At 72.3% G+C, this 15,545-nt stretch carries 14 protein-coding genes; 6 read left to right on the top strand and 8 right to left on the bottom strand.

Going from position 1 to position 15,545, the window contains the following annotated elements; all coding sequences use genetic code 11:
- Positions 1–53: 53 nt before the first annotated feature.
- Entirely contained in the window at positions 54–464 is a 411-nt protein-coding gene (locus tag ABD999_RS25105; protein ID WP_148029142.1) for a PPOX class F420-dependent oxidoreductase, read from the top strand.
- A gap of 22 nt (positions 465–486) precedes the next feature.
- On the opposite strand, the gene ABD999_RS25100 is transcribed toward ABD999_RS25105, so the two are convergent.
- The 3 genes from ABD999_RS25100 to ABD999_RS25090 form a co-directional block, all read right to left on the bottom strand.
- A complete protein-coding gene (locus ABD999_RS25100) occupies positions 487–1,704 on the bottom strand; it encodes an acetyl-CoA C-acetyltransferase (RefSeq protein WP_219544070.1) in 1,218 nt (405 codons plus the stop codon).
- Positions 1,705–1,811: 107 nt separating this feature from the next.
- Positions 1,812–3,146: a PQQ-like beta-propeller repeat protein gene (locus ABD999_RS25095; RefSeq protein WP_261808293.1), complete on the bottom strand. Its 1,335-nt coding sequence runs from the start codon at positions 3,144–3,146 to the stop codon at positions 1,812–1,814.
- 58 nt (positions 3,147–3,204) lie between these two features.
- Positions 3,205–4,191, bottom strand: a complete 987-nt coding sequence (locus tag ABD999_RS25090) for an SGNH/GDSL hydrolase family protein (RefSeq protein WP_148029145.1) — start codon at positions 4,189–4,191, stop codon at positions 3,205–3,207.
- A gap of 128 nt (positions 4,192–4,319) precedes the next feature.
- Here ABD999_RS25090 and ABD999_RS25085 point away from each other — a divergent pair, with 128 nt between their 5' ends.
- Positions 4,320–5,690 (top strand): cystathionine beta-synthase, encoded by a 1,371-nt coding sequence (locus ABD999_RS25085; protein WP_271278596.1) that lies wholly within the window; start codon positions 4,320–4,322, stop codon positions 5,688–5,690.
- A 39-nt stretch (positions 5,691–5,729) separates the two neighbouring features.
- On the opposite strand, the gene ABD999_RS25080 is transcribed toward ABD999_RS25085, so the two are convergent.
- A complete protein-coding gene (locus tag ABD999_RS25080; RefSeq protein ID WP_271278597.1) occupies positions 5,730–6,590 on the bottom strand; it encodes an NAD(P)-dependent oxidoreductase in 861 nt (286 codons plus the stop codon).
- 65 nt (positions 6,591–6,655) lie between these two features.
- Between ABD999_RS25080 and ABD999_RS25075 the strand changes: the two genes are divergently transcribed.
- Complete coding sequence (locus tag ABD999_RS25075; RefSeq protein WP_271278598.1) at positions 6,656–9,700, top strand: AfsR/SARP family transcriptional regulator; 3,045 nt, start codon at positions 6,656–6,658, stop codon at positions 9,698–9,700.
- Here ABD999_RS25075 and ABD999_RS25070 read toward each other — a convergent pair.
- Positions 9,689–10,846, bottom strand: coding sequence for a sensor histidine kinase (locus ABD999_RS25070; protein WP_271278599.1), 1,158 nt, complete (start codon positions 10,844–10,846; stop codon positions 9,689–9,691). The two genes, ABD999_RS25075 and ABD999_RS25070, sit on opposite strands and share 12 nt — an antisense overlap.
- A 139-nt stretch (positions 10,847–10,985) precedes the next feature.
- Here ABD999_RS25070 and ABD999_RS25065 point away from each other — a divergent pair, with 139 nt between their 5' ends.
- Positions 10,986–11,183, top strand: a complete 198-nt coding sequence (locus ABD999_RS25065; RefSeq protein WP_148029150.1) for a hypothetical protein — start codon at positions 10,986–10,988, stop codon at positions 11,181–11,183.
- Between the two features lie 123 nt (positions 11,184–11,306).
- Entirely contained in the window at positions 11,307–12,446 is a 1,140-nt protein-coding gene (locus ABD999_RS25060) for a cystathionine gamma-synthase (RefSeq protein ID WP_345482904.1), read from the top strand.
- Here ABD999_RS25060 and ABD999_RS25055 read toward each other — a convergent pair whose 3' ends face one another.
- Together ABD999_RS25055 and ABD999_RS25050 are read right to left on the bottom strand one after the other, a co-directional pair.
- A complete protein-coding gene (locus tag ABD999_RS25055; protein ID WP_148029152.1) occupies positions 12,447–12,878 on the bottom strand; it encodes a hypothetical protein in 432 nt (143 codons plus the stop codon). It abuts the gene before it with no gap.
- Between the two features lie 10 nt (positions 12,879–12,888).
- Complete coding sequence (locus ABD999_RS25050; protein ID WP_261808294.1) at positions 12,889–13,014, bottom strand: hypothetical protein; 126 nt, start codon at positions 13,012–13,014, stop codon at positions 12,889–12,891.
- A gap of 140 nt (positions 13,015–13,154) precedes the next feature.
- Between ABD999_RS25050 and ABD999_RS25045 the strand changes: the two genes are divergently transcribed.
- A complete protein-coding gene (locus ABD999_RS25045; RefSeq protein ID WP_261808295.1) occupies positions 13,155–13,601 on the top strand; it encodes a DUF6292 family protein in 447 nt (148 codons plus the stop codon).
- On the opposite strand, the gene ABD999_RS25040 is transcribed toward ABD999_RS25045, so the two are convergent.
- Positions 13,561–15,528, bottom strand: a complete 1,968-nt coding sequence (locus tag ABD999_RS25040; protein WP_219544105.1) for a vWA domain-containing protein — start codon at positions 15,526–15,528, stop codon at positions 13,561–13,563. The two genes, ABD999_RS25045 and ABD999_RS25040, sit on opposite strands and share 41 nt — an antisense overlap.
- Positions 15,529–15,545 lie beyond the last annotated feature (17 nt).

Genomic DNA, 15,545 nt, shown 5'->3' with positions numbered 1-15,545 from the left:
CACGACGGCACGGCGACCTCCTCCACGACGCCGCGCCGTACGATGATCTGCTCATGGATCTGCAGACAGCGCGAGAGTTCCTCGCCCGCAACCACAGGGCCGTCCTGCTGACCCGGCACGCCGACGGACGGCCGCAGATGTCACCGGTCGTCGTCGGCGTCGACGCCGAGGGCCGCATCGTCGTCAGCTCCAGGGAGACGGCGGTCAAGACCCGCAACGCGCGCAGGGACCCCCACGTGGCCATCTGCGCCTTCACCGACGCCTTCTACGGCCAGTGGATCCAGGTCGAGGGCACCGCGGAGATCATCTCCTTGCCCGAGGCCATGGACCACCTGGTGTCCTACTACCGTGACATCTCCGGCGAGCACCCCGACTGGGACGACTACCGCGCGGCCATGGTGCGCGAACGGCGGGTGGTCCTCCGCATCACGCCGGAGCGGGCCGGGCCCGACTTCCACGGCTGAGCCCGGCCCCCACTCGCGGTCGTCAGCTCAGGCGCTCAAGGAGCAGCGCCATGCCCTGGCCGCCGCCCACGCACATGGTCTCCAGGCCGATCGTCTTGTCGTGGTGCTGGAGGCTGTTGATCAGCGTCGAGGTGATGCGGGCGCCCGTCATGCCGAACGGGTGCCCGACCGCGATCGCGCCGCCGTTCACGTTGAGGCGGTCGACGTCGATGCCGAGCTCGCGGTAGGACGGGATGACCTGGGCGGCGAACGCCTCGTTGATCTCCACCAGGTCGACGTCCTCGATCGCCATGCCGGCCCTGGCGAGGGCCTGCTTGCTGGCCTCCACCGGGCCCAGGCCCATGATCTCCGGCGACAGGCCGGAGACGCCCGTCGAGACGATCCTGGCCAGCGGGGTGATGCCGAGCTCCGCGGCCTTCGTGTCGCTCATCACGACCACCGCGGCCGCGCCGTCGTTGAGCGCGCAGCAGTTGCCCGCCGTGATCGTGCCGTCCGGACGGAAGACCGGCTGCAGGGTCGAGACCTTCTCGTAGGTGGTGCCGGCGCGCGGGCCGTCGTCCTTGCTGACCACGGTGCCGTCGGGCAGCGTCAGCGGCGTGATGTCCTTCTGCCAGAACCCGTCGGCCAGCGCCTTCTCCGCGAGGTTCTGCGACCGCACGCCGAACTCGTCCTGCTCCTGGCGGCTGACGGACTTGAGCTGGGCGACGTTCTCGGCCGTCTGGCCCATCGCGATGTAGACGTCGGGCACCTGGTCGTCCTCGCGCGGGTCATGCCAGGTCTTGCCGCCGGCGGCGTACGACTTGGTCCGCTCACCGGCCTCGCCGAAGATCGGGTTCATGGTGTCGGGCAGGGAGTCGGAGTTGCCCTTGGCGAACCGGGAGACCGCCTCCACCCCGGCGGAGACGAACACGTCGCCCTCACCGGCCTTGATCGCGTGGAAGGCCATCCGGGTGGTCTGGAGCGACGACGAGCAGTAGCGGGTGACGGTGGTGCCGGGCACGTCGTCCAGGCCCAGCATCACCGCGACCACGCGGCCCATGTTGTAGCCCTGCTCCCCGCCGGGCAGGCCGCAGCCCAGCATGATGTCGTCGATGGAGTGCGGGTCGAGCTGGGGCACCTTGGCCAGGGCCGCCTGGATCATCTGAACGGTCATGTCGTCGGGGCGCATATCCTTCAGCGACCCCTTGAAGGCCCGCCCGATGGGCGAGCGGGCGGTGGCTACGATGACGGCCTCGGGCATGGCCCCTCCTTTGTCGGCACAGTATTAGAACTATATTCCAATACCATTTCCCCGACATCAGGGCCCCTGCCTTATCGCGTGATCGGGACGTAAGGCGCCCAGGAAGGTCAGCCGTACATCCCCGGAGTGGGCGCGGTGCCGTCGTGGACGGCGTGCATGGCGCCCTTCTCGTCGCGCCACAGCCGCCAGCCCTGCTGGCTGCCGGTGAACCAGGACGGCGGGGCGGACGCGTCGGCGATCCGCTTGCCCGACGCCAGGTCGAACTCGCACACGGCGGCGATGGAGTAGAAGCCGGGCGCCTGCCCGCGCAGGGGCAGCGGCTTGGGGTCGGTCACGCAGAAGGACCACCCGCGCTGGTCCTCGACGGCCACCGGCTTCCCGCTGACCAGGTCGAACGCGGTGCCCTTGTGGCCGTGCTTGAGGAAGCCGAGCTTGTCCATGTGGTTGGGGAACGCCAGCCACCAGCCCGAGCCCGGCACGTCGGCGGCCGTGATCTGGCCGATGACGCGCCCGTTGCCGGCGTCGAGCCTGGCGAACCCGCCGTAGGCGCCGCGCTGGTCGACCGGCCGCACCACGGGGGCGTAGCCGGGGCTGCCGCTGGGGTAGACGCGCACCACCGAGGGCCGCATCCAGTTGATCGTGCCGTCGCTGATCTTCACCGAGAACAGCCCGAACGCCGAGGTCTTCTTCGTCTGCGGGTTGGTGTAGGGGGCGACGTAGCCGATCAGGTCGTCGCCGCTGGCGCCGAACGCCCAGCCGCCCGACAGGTCGATGCCCGGCCCGAGCGCCTGCTCGATCGGCTGCTGCCACCGCAGCTTGCCGGTCTTGAGCTCGTACGACTCGAGCGTCGGGTTGGCGGCCAGCCGGAGCATCACGACCTGCTGGGAGTCGGACCACTCGACCTCGGCGATGCCGGGCAGCTTCCACAGCTGCTTGCCGGTGGCCGGGTCGAGGACCACCACGCGGGCCGAGGACAGCGCGGTGTGCTCGGACATGCACAGGTAGGGCCCGCAGCGCTGCGGGCCGAACGTGGAGTGGACCGGGCGGGTCCACTTCTGCTCGCCGGTGCGGGCGTCGCGGACGATGAGCGTCGCCTTCCAGCGGCCCTTCTTCGCCGGGTCGAGGGCCGCGACGATCGCCTGGCCGCCCGTCGTCTCGACGATGGCGGGGGCGGAGACGCCCATGCCGGGGAGGCGGCCCGCCATGGTCGCGGGGTGGGCCCAGAGCTTCTTGCCGTCGGACAGGCCGAGGGCGACGGTCTCCAGCGTGCCGTCGGACTTCATGGAGGTGGTGGTCACCACCCCGCCGGCCGTGGCCATCCGGCTGACCGCGTTGACGGCGGGGTTGTGCCAGGTCGGGAAGTCGGCGGTGGCGGCGTCGCTGCCGGAGCAGCCGGCCAGGGCCAGGGTGCCGGCGAGGGCGAGAGCGGAAGGCCGGAGCACGGGCAAATCCCTCCAAAGGGACACCGAGTGACGGCTCCGGCTCGGAGAGTGACCGGATCTAGGCGTCGTTGAGCTGCCCCCCGAGCCGACGGCGGCGGAACAACGTCGCCCACCTGCCGTGGGTGCCGGTCGTCCGCCCGTCGACCTGGGTTGCCGAAACCTCGGTGCCGGGCTCCTCCGCGGCCGTCGCCGCCGCGATGTAGATCGGTTGCAGTCCTTCGCCGGGCTCGGGTCGCGGCTCGGGCCACAACCCCAGCGCGGCGCATACAGAAGGTAGCACCGCGTAAGCAGCCTGTGCATAACCTCGGTCAGATGGATGGAAACGATCCGGTCCGAACATCTCGCCCGGATTTGCGTGGAATTCCTTGCCCAGGAGACCGGCGAACGCCACCGTACGCCCGCCCGCCTCGACCACCGCGACCGTCTGCGCGGCGGCGATCTGGCGGCTCCAGCGGCGCGCCACCCAGCGCAGCGGCTGCGCGATCGGCCGGACCGTGCCCAGGTCGGGACAGGTGCCGACGATCACCTCGGCGCCCGACTCGCGCAACCGCCGCACCGCCTTGATCAGGTGGCGGACGGCGGTGGCCGGCGGCGTCTTGGTGATGACGTCGTTCGCGCCCACGAAGATCACGGCGACGTCGGGCCGCATCGGCAGCACCGCGTCCACCTGCTCGCCCAGCTCGGCGGAGGGAGCCCCGGACTTGCCGACGACCCGCAGCTCCACCGGCCGCTCGGCGACGGCCGCGAGCCCGCAGGCGATCAGGACGCCGGGCGTCTTGCCCGGATCGGTCATGCCCAGCCCGACGGAGGTGGAGTCGCCGAGCATGGCCATCTTGAGCGGCGGGCCCGGATAGTCGCCGTAGACGCCGTCGGACGACGGGCCGTACAGGCCGTGCGGGGTGCCGATCGTGCGGCGGGCCAGCAGGCCCTCGGCGATCAGCAACGCGTACGCGGTCGCGCCGAGAGCCGTGAGCCCGCCGCCCCCGAGCGCCGCCGCGGCCGCGATCCTGCGCGCGGCCCGCGCCGCGCCCGCTGCCCACACCACGTGCGTTTTCCCCTCCACCCCAGCTCGGCGGTAGCGTTTGGTTGAAACTAGCTGAGTGCCCGCCACCCTCACGGGTTCCCGGCCACGAATCGGCTGACCAAGCTTCGGCAAAGAAGGTGAACACCTCAGTGCGCGTACATGATTCCCTGGTCGAGCTCATAGGCAACACGCCGCTCGTCCGCCTGCACAAGGTCTCGTCGGGGCTGCCCGCTCAGGTGCTCGCCAAGGTCGAGTACTTCAACCCGGGCGGCTCGGTGAAGGACCGCATCGCGGTCCGCATGATCGAGGCCGCCGAGGCCTCCGGCGCACTCCGGCCCGGAGGCGTCATCGTCGAGCCGACGTCCGGCAACACCGGCGTGGGCCTGGCCATCGTGGCCCAGCAGAAGGGCTACCGGTGCCTGTTCGTGGTGCCCGACAAGGTGGCCCACGACAAGATCGCGGTACTGCGCGCGTACGGGGCCGAGGTGGTGGTCTGCCCGACCGCGGTCGCGCCCGACCACCCCGAGTCCTACTACTCGGTGTCCGACCGGCTGGCCGCGGAGATCCCGAACGCCTGGAAGCCTGACCAGTACTCCAACGTCGACAACCCGGAGTCCCACTACCACTCCACCGGCCCCGAGATCTGGGAGCAGACCGAGGGCCGGATCACCCACTTCGTGGCCGGCATCGGCACCGGCGGCACGATCAGCGGCACCGGCCGCTACCTCAAGGAGATCTCCGGCGGCCGGGTCAAGATCATCGGAGCCGACCCCGAGGGTTCGGTCTACTCGGGCGGCTCCGGCAGGCCCTATCTGGTGGAGGGCGTGGGCGAGGACATCTGGCCCGACACCTACGACACCGGCATCTGCGACGAGATCATCGCGGTGTCCGACAAGGACTCGTTCAACATGACCCGCAGGCTCGCCCGCGAGGAAGGGCTGCTCGTCGGCGGCTCGTGCGGGATGGCCGTGGTGGCGGCGCTCCAGGTGGCGGCCAAGGCCGCGCCGGACGACGTGATCGTGGTGCTGCTGCCCGACGGCGGCCGCGGCTACCTGTCCAAGATCTTCAACGACGACTGGATGGCCGACTACGGCTTCCTCACCACCTCCTCGGAGGAGGAGCTGGTGGGCGACGTGCTGGCCCGCAAGGGCGAGGGGCTGCCCAAGTTCGTGCACGCCCACCCGCACGAGTCGGTCGGCACCGCGATCTCCATCATGCGCGAATACTCGGTCTCCCAGCTCCCGGTCATGAAGGAGGAGCCGCCGGTCATGGCGGCCGAGGTGGTCGGCTCCATCGTGGAGCGCGACCTGCTGGAGGCGCTCTACCGCGGCAAGCTCTCCTCCGACGACCCGATCGCCGACCACATGTCGTCGCCGCTGCCCATGATCGGCAGTGGCGAGCCGGTGTCGCGGGCGGTCGAGGCGCTGGAGAAGGCCGACGCCGCGGTGGTGCTGGAGGAGGGCAAGCCCGCCGGGCTCCTCACCCGGCAGGACCTGCTCGCCTTCCTGGCCAACCACTAGTCACCGGGGAACCCGCTCACGGAGCTGAGCGGGTTCCCTTCACTCCGGCTTCCTGATCGACTCGACCACGGCGGTGATGCCCTCGTGGCCGTGTCCCTCGGCGTCGGCGCGGGCGAACAGCCTGTGCAGGGCCTCCGGCACCGTGGTCTCCAGCCCGGCGGCGCGCAGCGTCTCCACCACGTGGCCCATGCCGACGGCCTGCATGTGCAGGCTGTTCTCGTCGCCCGGATAGACGCCCGACTCCAGCTCCTCGCTCAGGATCCTGATGTAGCCCATGGGGCCGTCGGCGGCCAGCTCGCCGTGGAGCCCCTGGGCGAGGGGCGCGAACGCCGTCGGCCGCACCCCCGCCGTCCCCACCAGCGCGGCCGCGTACATGAAGCTCGTCAGCGACGACCAGAACATCAGCAGCTGGGCCTGGTAGTACATCATCGCCAGCCCTGGGTCCTCGCCCACGTACGTCACCTCGGACAGCGCCTCCAGGGTGCCCGCGTACCGGTCGAGCGCCTCCTTCGGCCCGCTGTAGAACGTGTACGCGCCAGGTTGGCCGATCCCGGGCGGCGGCACCATGATGCCCGCCGTGACCAGCGTGCCGCCCCGCTCCGCCACCCACCCGGCCGCCTCCCGTAGCTCGTCGGGGGTGCCGGAGCTCAGGTTGACCAGCGTCTTCCCGTCCAGCCTCGCCTCGCCGAGACTCTCGTACATCGCCTGGTAGGCGGTCTGGCTGATCACCAGCAACTCGCCCGTCGCGGGTCCGGCCGCCCGCGTGGCGCCCTTGGCCACCAGCGGGTCCGCCTTGCTCGCGGTACGGTTCCACACGGTCACCTCGTGGCCCGCCGCCAGGAACGTCTCGGCCATGGCCGATCCCATCGGCCCCAGGCCGATCACTGTCACCTCACTCATGGGTCCAGACTGTTGCGGGCCCCTTCGGAAATCCTTACGGCCTGCCACGGGTTGACCATGACGTGGTGCGCATCGGAGTGCTGGGGCCGCTGGAGGCGTGGTCGGACGCCGGCGCGCCGCTGCGGGTGCCCGATCGCAAGGTACGCGTGCTGCTGGCGGCCCTGGTGGCGCGCGGGGGCGGCCCGGTTCCGGCGGACCGCCTGATCGACGACCTGTGGGGCGACCGGCCGCCGCGCGACCCCGCAGGCACCCTCCAGGCCCGCGTCTCCCAGCTGCGCCGTGCCCTGGGCTCGCCGTCGCTGGTGCGCCACGGCCCTTCCGGGTACCGCCTCGACGGGGTGACGGTGGACGCGGCCCTCTTCCGTACCCTGCTCACCTCTCGCGTCCCCGCCTCTCCCGGGGGAGGGGCGCCGGAGCGCGCCGCGGTCGTCGAGGAGGCCCTCGCGCTGTGGCGCGGGCCCGCGTACGCCGACTTCGCCGACGAGGGCTTCGCCGCCGCGGAGATCGCCCGCCTCGGCGAGCAGCGGTTGACGGCGATGGAGGAGCTGTCGGAGATCCGGCTGACCCTCGGCGAGCCCGTCGACCTGGGCGCCCTGGTGGCGGAGCAGCCGCTGCGCGAGCGCCTCACCGCCCTCCACATGCGGGCCCTGTACCGGGACGGCCGCCAGAGCGAGGCCCTGGCGGCCTTCGCCGCCCTGCGCGCCCGGCTCGCCGAGGAACTGGGCGTCGACCCCGCCCCCGAGGTGAGGGACCTGCACCAGGCCATCCTCCGCCAGGACCCGTCCCTCCCGACCCGCCGCACCACCCCGTCTCATGCCGCCCTGCTCCAACCCGGCTCGTCTCAGGTCGGCGCTTCTCGTACGGTGGACGGTTCTCCGGGCGCGCGCACCAATCTGCCCGCACCCGTCACTGATCTGATCGGCCGGGACGGTGACGTGGCCGAGGTGCGCGCCCTGCTCGGGGAGAGGCGGCTGGTGACGCTCGCCGGGCCCGGCGGGGTGGGCAAGACCCGGCTGGCCGTGGCGGCGGCGGGCGGGCTGACCTCGCCGGAGGTGTACCCCGGCGGCGTGTGGCTGGTCGAGCTGATCGGCGCGGGGGACGTGGCCGAGGCGATCGCGGGAGCGCTCGGGGTGCGGGACGACGCGTCAGGGCCGCTGCTGCCCCGGCTGGCGCGCGTGCTGGCGGCCCGGCGCACGCTGCTGGTCGTCGACAACTGCGAGCACCTGGTCGAGCAGGCGGCCGAGGTGGTCTCCGCGCTGCTCAAGGCCGCGCCCGGACTGGACGTGCTGGTCACCGGGCAGGAGCCGCTCGGCGTCACGGGCGAGCACGTCAGGGTGGTGGCGCCCCTTTCCGGGGACGCGGCGGTGCGCCTGTTCACCGATCGCGCGGGGATCGAGCCCGGTCCGGCCGTGGCCGCCATCTGCGAGCGGCTCGACGGCATCCCGCTGGCGCTGGAGCTGGCGGCCACCCGGGTACGGGCGCTCGGCGTCGAGGCACTGGCCGCCCGGCTCGACGACCGGTTCCGGCTGCTGAACTCCGGCATGCGGGACGCGCCCGCCCGGCAGCGGACGCTCCGGGCGATGATCGACTGGAGCTGGGAGCTGCTGTCCGGGCCCGAGCGGATCGTGCTGCGGCGGCTGGCCGCGCACGCCGACGGGTGCACGCTGGAGGCGGCCGAGGAGGTCTGCGCGGAGCCCGGCGTGGACGTGGTGGACGTGCTGGTACGGCTGGTCCAGCGGTCCCTGGTCACCCCGGGACCGCGTTACCGGCTGCTGGAGTCGGTGTCGGCGTACTGCGTGGAGCGGTTGCGGGAGGCGGGCGAGGACGACCTGATCAGGGAACGGCACGCGCGCCACTACACCCGGCTCGCCGAGCGGGCCGAGCTGCGCGGGCGGCGGCAACGCGAGTGGCTGGCCCGGTTGGACCAGGAGAGCGCCAACTTCCGGCGCGCCCTCGCCGGGCCGGACCCGCTGCCACTGGTGAACGCCCTCGCCTGGTACTGGTTCCTGCGGGGCAGGCTGGGCGAGGCCCGCCGCTCCCTGGCGGCGGCCCTCGCGTCCACCGGCCCGGAGGCGGCCGTGGGCAGGCAGGAGCGGGCGCGGGCGGCCGTGTGGCTGGCCGGGGTGACGATGGCGACCGGGGAGACCGCGACGCCCGTCCCGTACGAGGATCTGGACCTGGAGGGCCGGGCGCTGGCCGGTTGGTTCCTCAGCCACGTGCGGTGGGCGTACGGGGACCTCGCCGCGCACGAGGAGGCGGCGGGGCGGGCGCTGCGGGCGTACGAGGAGCTGGGCGACCGGTGGGGCGTGGCCGCGGTGCTGGCACTCAGGTCCAAGCTGGCCGAGCGGCGCGGTGACCTGCCGGGGATGCGCCGCGACGCCGAGCGCAGCCTGGCGATCTTCCGCGAACTCGGTGACGGGTGGGGGCAGATCGAGGCGATGGACAGCCTCGACCGGCTGGCCGAGAAGCGCGGCGACTACGCCGAGGCCGAGCGGCTGCGGCACGAGGAGCTGAAGCTGGCCGAGGAACTGGGCTCCGAGGTCTCGTTCAGGCTGTCGGCCGTCGGGCGGATCGCGCTGCTGGCCGGGGACCACGCCCGCGCCGACGACTACCACGAGCGGGCCCGCCGCCTGGCCGTCGAGCAGTCGTACAAGTCGGCGGAGGAGCATGCCGAGCTGGGCCTGGCCATGAGCGCCCGGCGGCAGGGGCGGTACGAGCGTGCCGAGGAACTGCTGGTGCGATGGCTGGGCTGGCTGCGCGAGGTAGGGGGCACGCCGGGCCTGGCGTTCTTCCTGGCGGAGCTCGGCTTCGCCGCCGAGCAGCGGGGCGACGCGGAGACGGCCCTGGCCCTGCACCGGGAGGGGTACGACGCCGCCCTCGGCGAGCCCAGGGCCGAGGCGCTCGCTCTGGAAGGGCTGGCGGGAGCGTACTCGCTGGCGGGCGACCCCGGCCGCGCCGCGACGCTCCTGGGCCGTGCGGCGGCGCTCCGTGAGGCCGTGGGCACCCCGCTCGCCCACGGCGAGCGCCACGACGTCGACCGGATCACGGCCAGAACCCTCGCGGCCCTGGGCGAGGAGCGGTTCCACCAGGCGTACGGGTCAGGCTCCTGACCAGGAGAGCGGGAACTCGGCGGTGACCTGCCAGGCGCCTTCGGGGGTGGGGCCGGCGTGCAGGCGGCCGCCGAGGGCTTCGACGCGTTCGGCCATGCCCACCAGGCCGAAGCCGCCGCCCAGGCGGGCCAGGCGGGGATTGGCGGCCGAGCCGTGGTTGCGTACGCGCAGCACCACCGCCGTGTCGTGGCGCCGCAGGTCGGCCTCGACCCACGCGGTCTGCTGGGCGTGCTTGCGGATGTTGGTGAGCGCCTCCTGGAGCACCCGGTGCAGGGTGGTGAGGACCTCGGGCGGCAGAGTCCGGTCGTCGATCCCGGAGCCGATCTCGAACGCCACCTTGGGCCCCTCCGTCGAGAACCGCTCGGTGAGCAGCCGCAGGTCCGCCAGTGAGCTGCCGGGCGTGCGGGCCGCCTCCTCGGCGCGGAGCACGGTCACCATCCGGCGCATGGAGGTCAGCGCGTCGCCGCCCGCCGCGGCGATGGCGTCCAGCGCGGGCAGGACCGCCTCCGGCCTGGTCGTGGCGACGGTGCGCGCCGCCTGGGCCTGGACGACGATGCCGGTGATGTGGTGGGCCACCAGGTCATGCAGTTCCCTGGCCAGCTCCAGCCGTTCGGCGCGCCGTACGGAGTGCACGGCCTCCTTGCGGCGCTCCTGCTGGAAGCGGAGGTAGCCGCCGACGCCCGCGATCGTCGACCAGCCGGCGAACAGCATGAACGAGTAGGCGAGCGATTCCATGGTGGACGCCCGGCCGATGGACTCGGCCATGAGCACGATCAGCCCGGCGACGGCGAGCATCGCCGCGTCCCTGACCGGCTCGACGTGGCGGAGCACGCCCAGCATCAGGATGAGCAGCGCGCCCGTCTCCGCCGCCCCCGGCACGCCGGAGGTCCCGGTCACCCCCATGAGCACCGACACGGCGAACGACAGGCACAGCATGATCCCGTACGTCTCGACGCGGTGGCGGCGGCGGAGGATCACGGCGGCGATGCCCGCGTTGCCGGCGACGAACACCAGCCACTGCAGGCCGCCGCCGAGGCCGCCGGCGGCGACCGCGAGGTCGGCCAGGAGCATCAGGCCCAGCCAGCCGAGCATGGCGATCTCACTCAGCCGGCGGACCCAGTACACGACGCGTTTGGAGTCCCCCACGCCCTTGAGAGTAAGTCGCAAGTCGGATAAGTCGTATCAGTCATTCGGCTGACCCCCCACCGCGCGGACCGGCACTTCAGCCGAGGCGCCGCAGCCCTCCGTTGCCCGATTCTGGATATGTCCGAGAAGGGGGCAAGAAATGGTGACGATCGGATTCGTTCTGCTGGGTGCCGGGCTCCTCGTCGGGGTGCTGCTGGCGCTGACCGACCCCGTGCTGCTCTCCCGCATCAACGGCGAGCCCGCCCAGGGGGCGAGCGGCCGTTACATCGACCAGGACCGCGTGGTGCCGCTGCCGCGCCGCGAGACCCGCCTGGCGGAGGAGCACACGGCGGCCTGAGAGACGGGCTCGCGCCTTCGCAGGGGCCGCGAGCGTCCATGGCGCCGTCGGGGAACGGCGCCGGGGCCCGGCCCGCGATCCGCAGGGGACCGGATCGCGGGCCGGGTCCGTTACCGTGGCGGTATGACCAATGGTTTCGAAACTTTGGCGATCCACGCAGGTCAGGACCCGGACCCCGTGACCGGCGCGGTGGTGCCGCCCATATACGCCACGTCCACCTACAAGCAGGACGGCGTGGGCGGCCTGCGCAACGGCTACGAATACAGCCGCTCGGCCAACCCCACCAGGACCGCGCTGGAGGAGGCGCTGGCCGCGGTGGAGGGCGGGACGCGCGGGCTGGCGTTCGCCTCCGGCCTGGCCGCCGAGGACGCGCTGCTCCGCGCGGTGTGCCGGCCGCAGGACCACGTGATCATCCCGAACGACGCGTACGGCGGCACCTACCGGCTGTTCTCGAAGGTCTACGAGCGCTGGGACCTGCACTTCGACCCGGTGCCGCTCGGCGACCTCGACGCGGTGGCGGCGGCGATGACCCAGAAGACGAAGGTCGTCTGGGTGGAGACGCCGACCAACCCGCTGCTCGGCGTCAACGACATCGCGGCGCTGGCCCAGCTCGCCCACGACAACGGCGCGCTGCTGGTCGTCGACAACACCTTCGCCTCGCCGTACCTCCAGCAGCCGCTCGCGCTCGGCGCCGACGTGGTCGTGCACTCCACGACGAAGTACATCGGCGGCCACTCCGACGTGATCGGCGGCGCGCTGGTGGCCGCCGACCGGGAGCTGGGCGAGGAGCTGGCCTACCACCAGAACGCGATGGGCGCGGTGGCCGGGCCGTTCGACGCGTGGCTGACGCTGCGCGGGCTCAAGACGCTCGGCGTGCGCATGGACCGTCACTGCGACAACGCCGAGCGGGTCGTCGACCTGCTGCTGGCGCACCCGAAGGTGACCGAGGTGCTCTACCCGGGGCTCGCCGAGCACCCCGGCCACGAGACCGCGGCCAAGCAGATGCGGCGCTTCGGCGGCATGGTGTCGTTCAGGGTGGCCGGCGGCGCGCAGGAGGCCGTCGACGTGTGCGGCCGCACCGAGCTGTTCACGCTGGGCGAGTCGCTCGGCGGGGTCGAGTCGCTCATCGAGCACCCGGGCAGGATGACGCACGCCTCGGCGGCCGGCTCCCCGCTGGAGGTGCCGGACGACCTGGTGCGCCTGTCGGTGGGCATCGAGACGGTCGACGACCTGCTCGCCGACCTCACCCGGGCCCTCGCCTGATCACTCAGGCACGATCATCAGGACCAGGATCACCAGCCAGATCAGCGCCAGCAGGCCGCCGATCGCGGCGATCCGGCCGTTCTGGACCTGCGCGTCGTCACCGGTGTCCTCGCTGGCGAGGGCCTTCGTGGCGGCGCGCAGGTCACGGTCGATGAGGAACAGCAGCACGATCCCGACGATGAACAGCGTCATCGAGGCGCTCATGTACCACCGGCCGAGCACACCGCCGCCCATGACGATGCCGAGGACCAGGCCGAACACGAACACGCCCAGCGACGCGAAACCGTAGATCCGGGTCGTGCGCTCGATGTTGCGCAGCACGGGCACGTTCTTGCCCCTGATGGCACGCGGCGCGGCCATGAGGGCCGCGGTCAGCGGGCCGAGGGTGAAGATCGCGAACCCGACGTGCAGCAGAAGAAACAGGGTCGACATGCGGGAGAGACTAGTCCCCGACGATCTCGAAGGGAGACTCGACACTCTCTTTGCCCTCGGGGGAGCTGCGCATGATCAACTCCATGGCTGTGACGGCGACGACCATCAGCACGATCAAAACAATCATGGCGAACATAGGTGCTCCCTCCTTCCCCGTAAACGAAGCGAATATCGCCCGTAATGACTAGATGCGCGGGCGACGGCATCCGTTCATCGCGGGTAGGGTTATTGACCGCTGCTTTTTCCTTACTCTTAGGGCACAAGGGGGTGCCGTCCGTGGCCATCAGGCATGTCGAGCCGTACTCGGACGAGTGGCTTCACCAGCCGAGCCGCTACGTGAGCCGGGTCGTCGAGGAGCTCGGGGCCGAGGCCGGCGGATGGTGGGAAGGCCCGTGCGAGCCGCGCGAGGCGACGATCCGCCTCGCCGACGGCGCCGCGCTGGTGTGGGACGAGGAGAGCGGGTGGCGGCTGGGCCGTCTCGTCGCGGGAGAGGCCGGCGGCCGCACCGAGCTGACCGGCGTCCGCTACCTCGGCAACGGGCTGGTGCCCCGGCCGGAGCGGGTGCCGGAGGCGCTCCGCGACGCCCGCGCCGGCCTCGGCTCCAGCACCGCCTGGCGCCCCTGCTACCGCTCCCACCGCAACTGCCGCGACGGCTTCGACGTGGCGCTCGACTACTACACCGCTAGCGCCAGCGCGCCCGGCGCACTCTCAGGAAGTCGCTGACCACATACTCGCCCAGCCGGTCGGCGCTGGGGGAGAAGACGCGTCCGCCGTTGCGGCGGGCCACCTCGTCGACGAAGTCCTTGAGCCGGTCGTCGCCCGCCAGCATGAACACGTTGATCGTGGCCCGGCGGCGGGTCATCTTGTCGACCTCGGCCAGAGTCAGCTCCAGCGTCTCCGGCGACGGCGGCCACTCGAAGGCGGAGTGGCCGTTGCGCAGCAGGTGGGCGGTCGGCTCGCCGTCGGTGACCACGAGCACCACCGGCTCGAAGTCGGGGTGGCGGTCCAGGTGGCGGCCGGCGATCAGCAGCGCGTGGTGCAGGTTCGTGCCCTGGACCATGTCCCAGTCGAGGCCCGCCAGCTCGTCCGGCTGCAGCACCCTCGCGTAGTTGGAGAAGCCGATGATCTGCACGGCGTCCTGCGGGAACTTGGACGACACCAGCGCCTGAAGGGCCAGCGCCGTCTGCTTGGCCGCGGCCCAGGTGCCGCGCAGCGCCATCGAGTACGACAGGTCGACCAGCAGGCAGACGGCCGCGGCGGTGCGCCGCTCGGTCTCGGCCACCTCGAAGTCGTCCACCGACAGCCGGACGGACGGGCCGTCGCCGGTGGTGCGCAGGCCGCCCGCGCGCACGCCGTTGACCAGGGTCCGCACCACGTCGAGCGGCTGCTCGTCGCCGAACCGCCAGGGCCGTGACGAGCCGGTCAGCTCGCCGGCCGAGCCGGCGTCGTGCTGGTCGTGGTCGCCGCGCCGGCCGGCGTCGAGCGAGGAGAACACCCGGCGCAGCGCGGTCTCGCCGAGCCGCCGCACCGCCTTGGGGGTCAGCTCCAGCTTGCCGCGGCGGCGCAGGAGATAGCCCTGCTCCTCCAGCTCGCGTTCGATGCGCTTGAGCGCCTCCAGGTCGTCCACCGCGGAGCGGCCCAGGGCGCGGCGGACCGCGGTCTCGTCGATGTCGTCCAGCCGCGCGCCCGGGTAGTCCTGGCGCAGCGCCGACTCCAGCCGGCTCAGGTCGGCCAGCTCCTCCAGGGCGGTGACGGCGTCGCCCATGCCCAGCGGCTCGTCGCCGGTCATCCGCTCGCTGGAGTCCCACGCCAGGTCGGGGCGGCGGGCGTGCAGCGCCTCGCCGAGGCGGCGCATCTGCTCGGACAGGCCGGCCTGGTCGAGGGTCTGGTTGATCAGGTTGCCGAGCTCCTCGCGCTGGCGCGGGGTCATGGAGGCGAGCATGCGCTGGGTGGCCGCGGCGCGGCGGGCAAGGACGTCGACCAGCTCGCCGAGGTCGCGCGGCTTCTCCGGGAACATGTCGCCGTACTTGGCCATGAAGGCGTCGAAGTCCGCCTGGGTGTGCTCGCCCCTGGCGTCCTTGTCCAGCATGTCGTTCAGGTCCGTCATCATCTGCCGGACCCGCTCCATCGCCTCCGGGTCCGGGTTGGCCAGCGCGTCGCGCATCCCCCTGAACTGGCTGTCGAGCACCTCACGCCGCAGCAGGTCGCGCAGCTCCTCGAAGGTCCGCCGGGCCGCCTCCGAGCGCCATTCGTACGAGCTCAGCTGCTGGATGGCGCTGGCCGTGTCTTCCGGCAGCGAGTCGAGCTCGGCCTCACGCATCCTGGCGTCGTCGGCCGGGTCGGGGAACAGCTCGGCCCGCTCCTGGCCGACGGCCTTGTCGAGCAGCGCCCTGGCCCGTTCGAGCGTGCCGTCGAGCCGGCCGCCCTCGCGAAGCTCGCGCCGCCGCCGCCGCACCTCGCGCAGCATGTCGTCCAGGCCGCGGCGGTCGCGGGCCCCGGGCAGGCCGCGCTTGAGCAGGTCGCGCAGCGCGTGCACCGGGGTCGAGCCGGACAGGATGGCGTCACCCATCTCGTCCAGCGCCGCCCGCACGTCGTAGGGCGGAGCGAGGGGATCCGGGCCGTCGTGGTACTCGCCGTAGCGGTAGGCCATCACGAACCCACGCTAAC

Origin of the sequence: Nonomuraea ferruginea, assembly GCF_039540635.1 — a bacterium.
Taxonomy (GTDB): domain Bacteria; phylum Actinomycetota; class Actinomycetes; order Streptosporangiales; family Streptosporangiaceae; genus Nonomuraea; species Nonomuraea ferruginea.
Note: the sequence above shows the minus strand (reverse complement) of the source record. Positions and strands in the feature narration are given on the sequence as shown.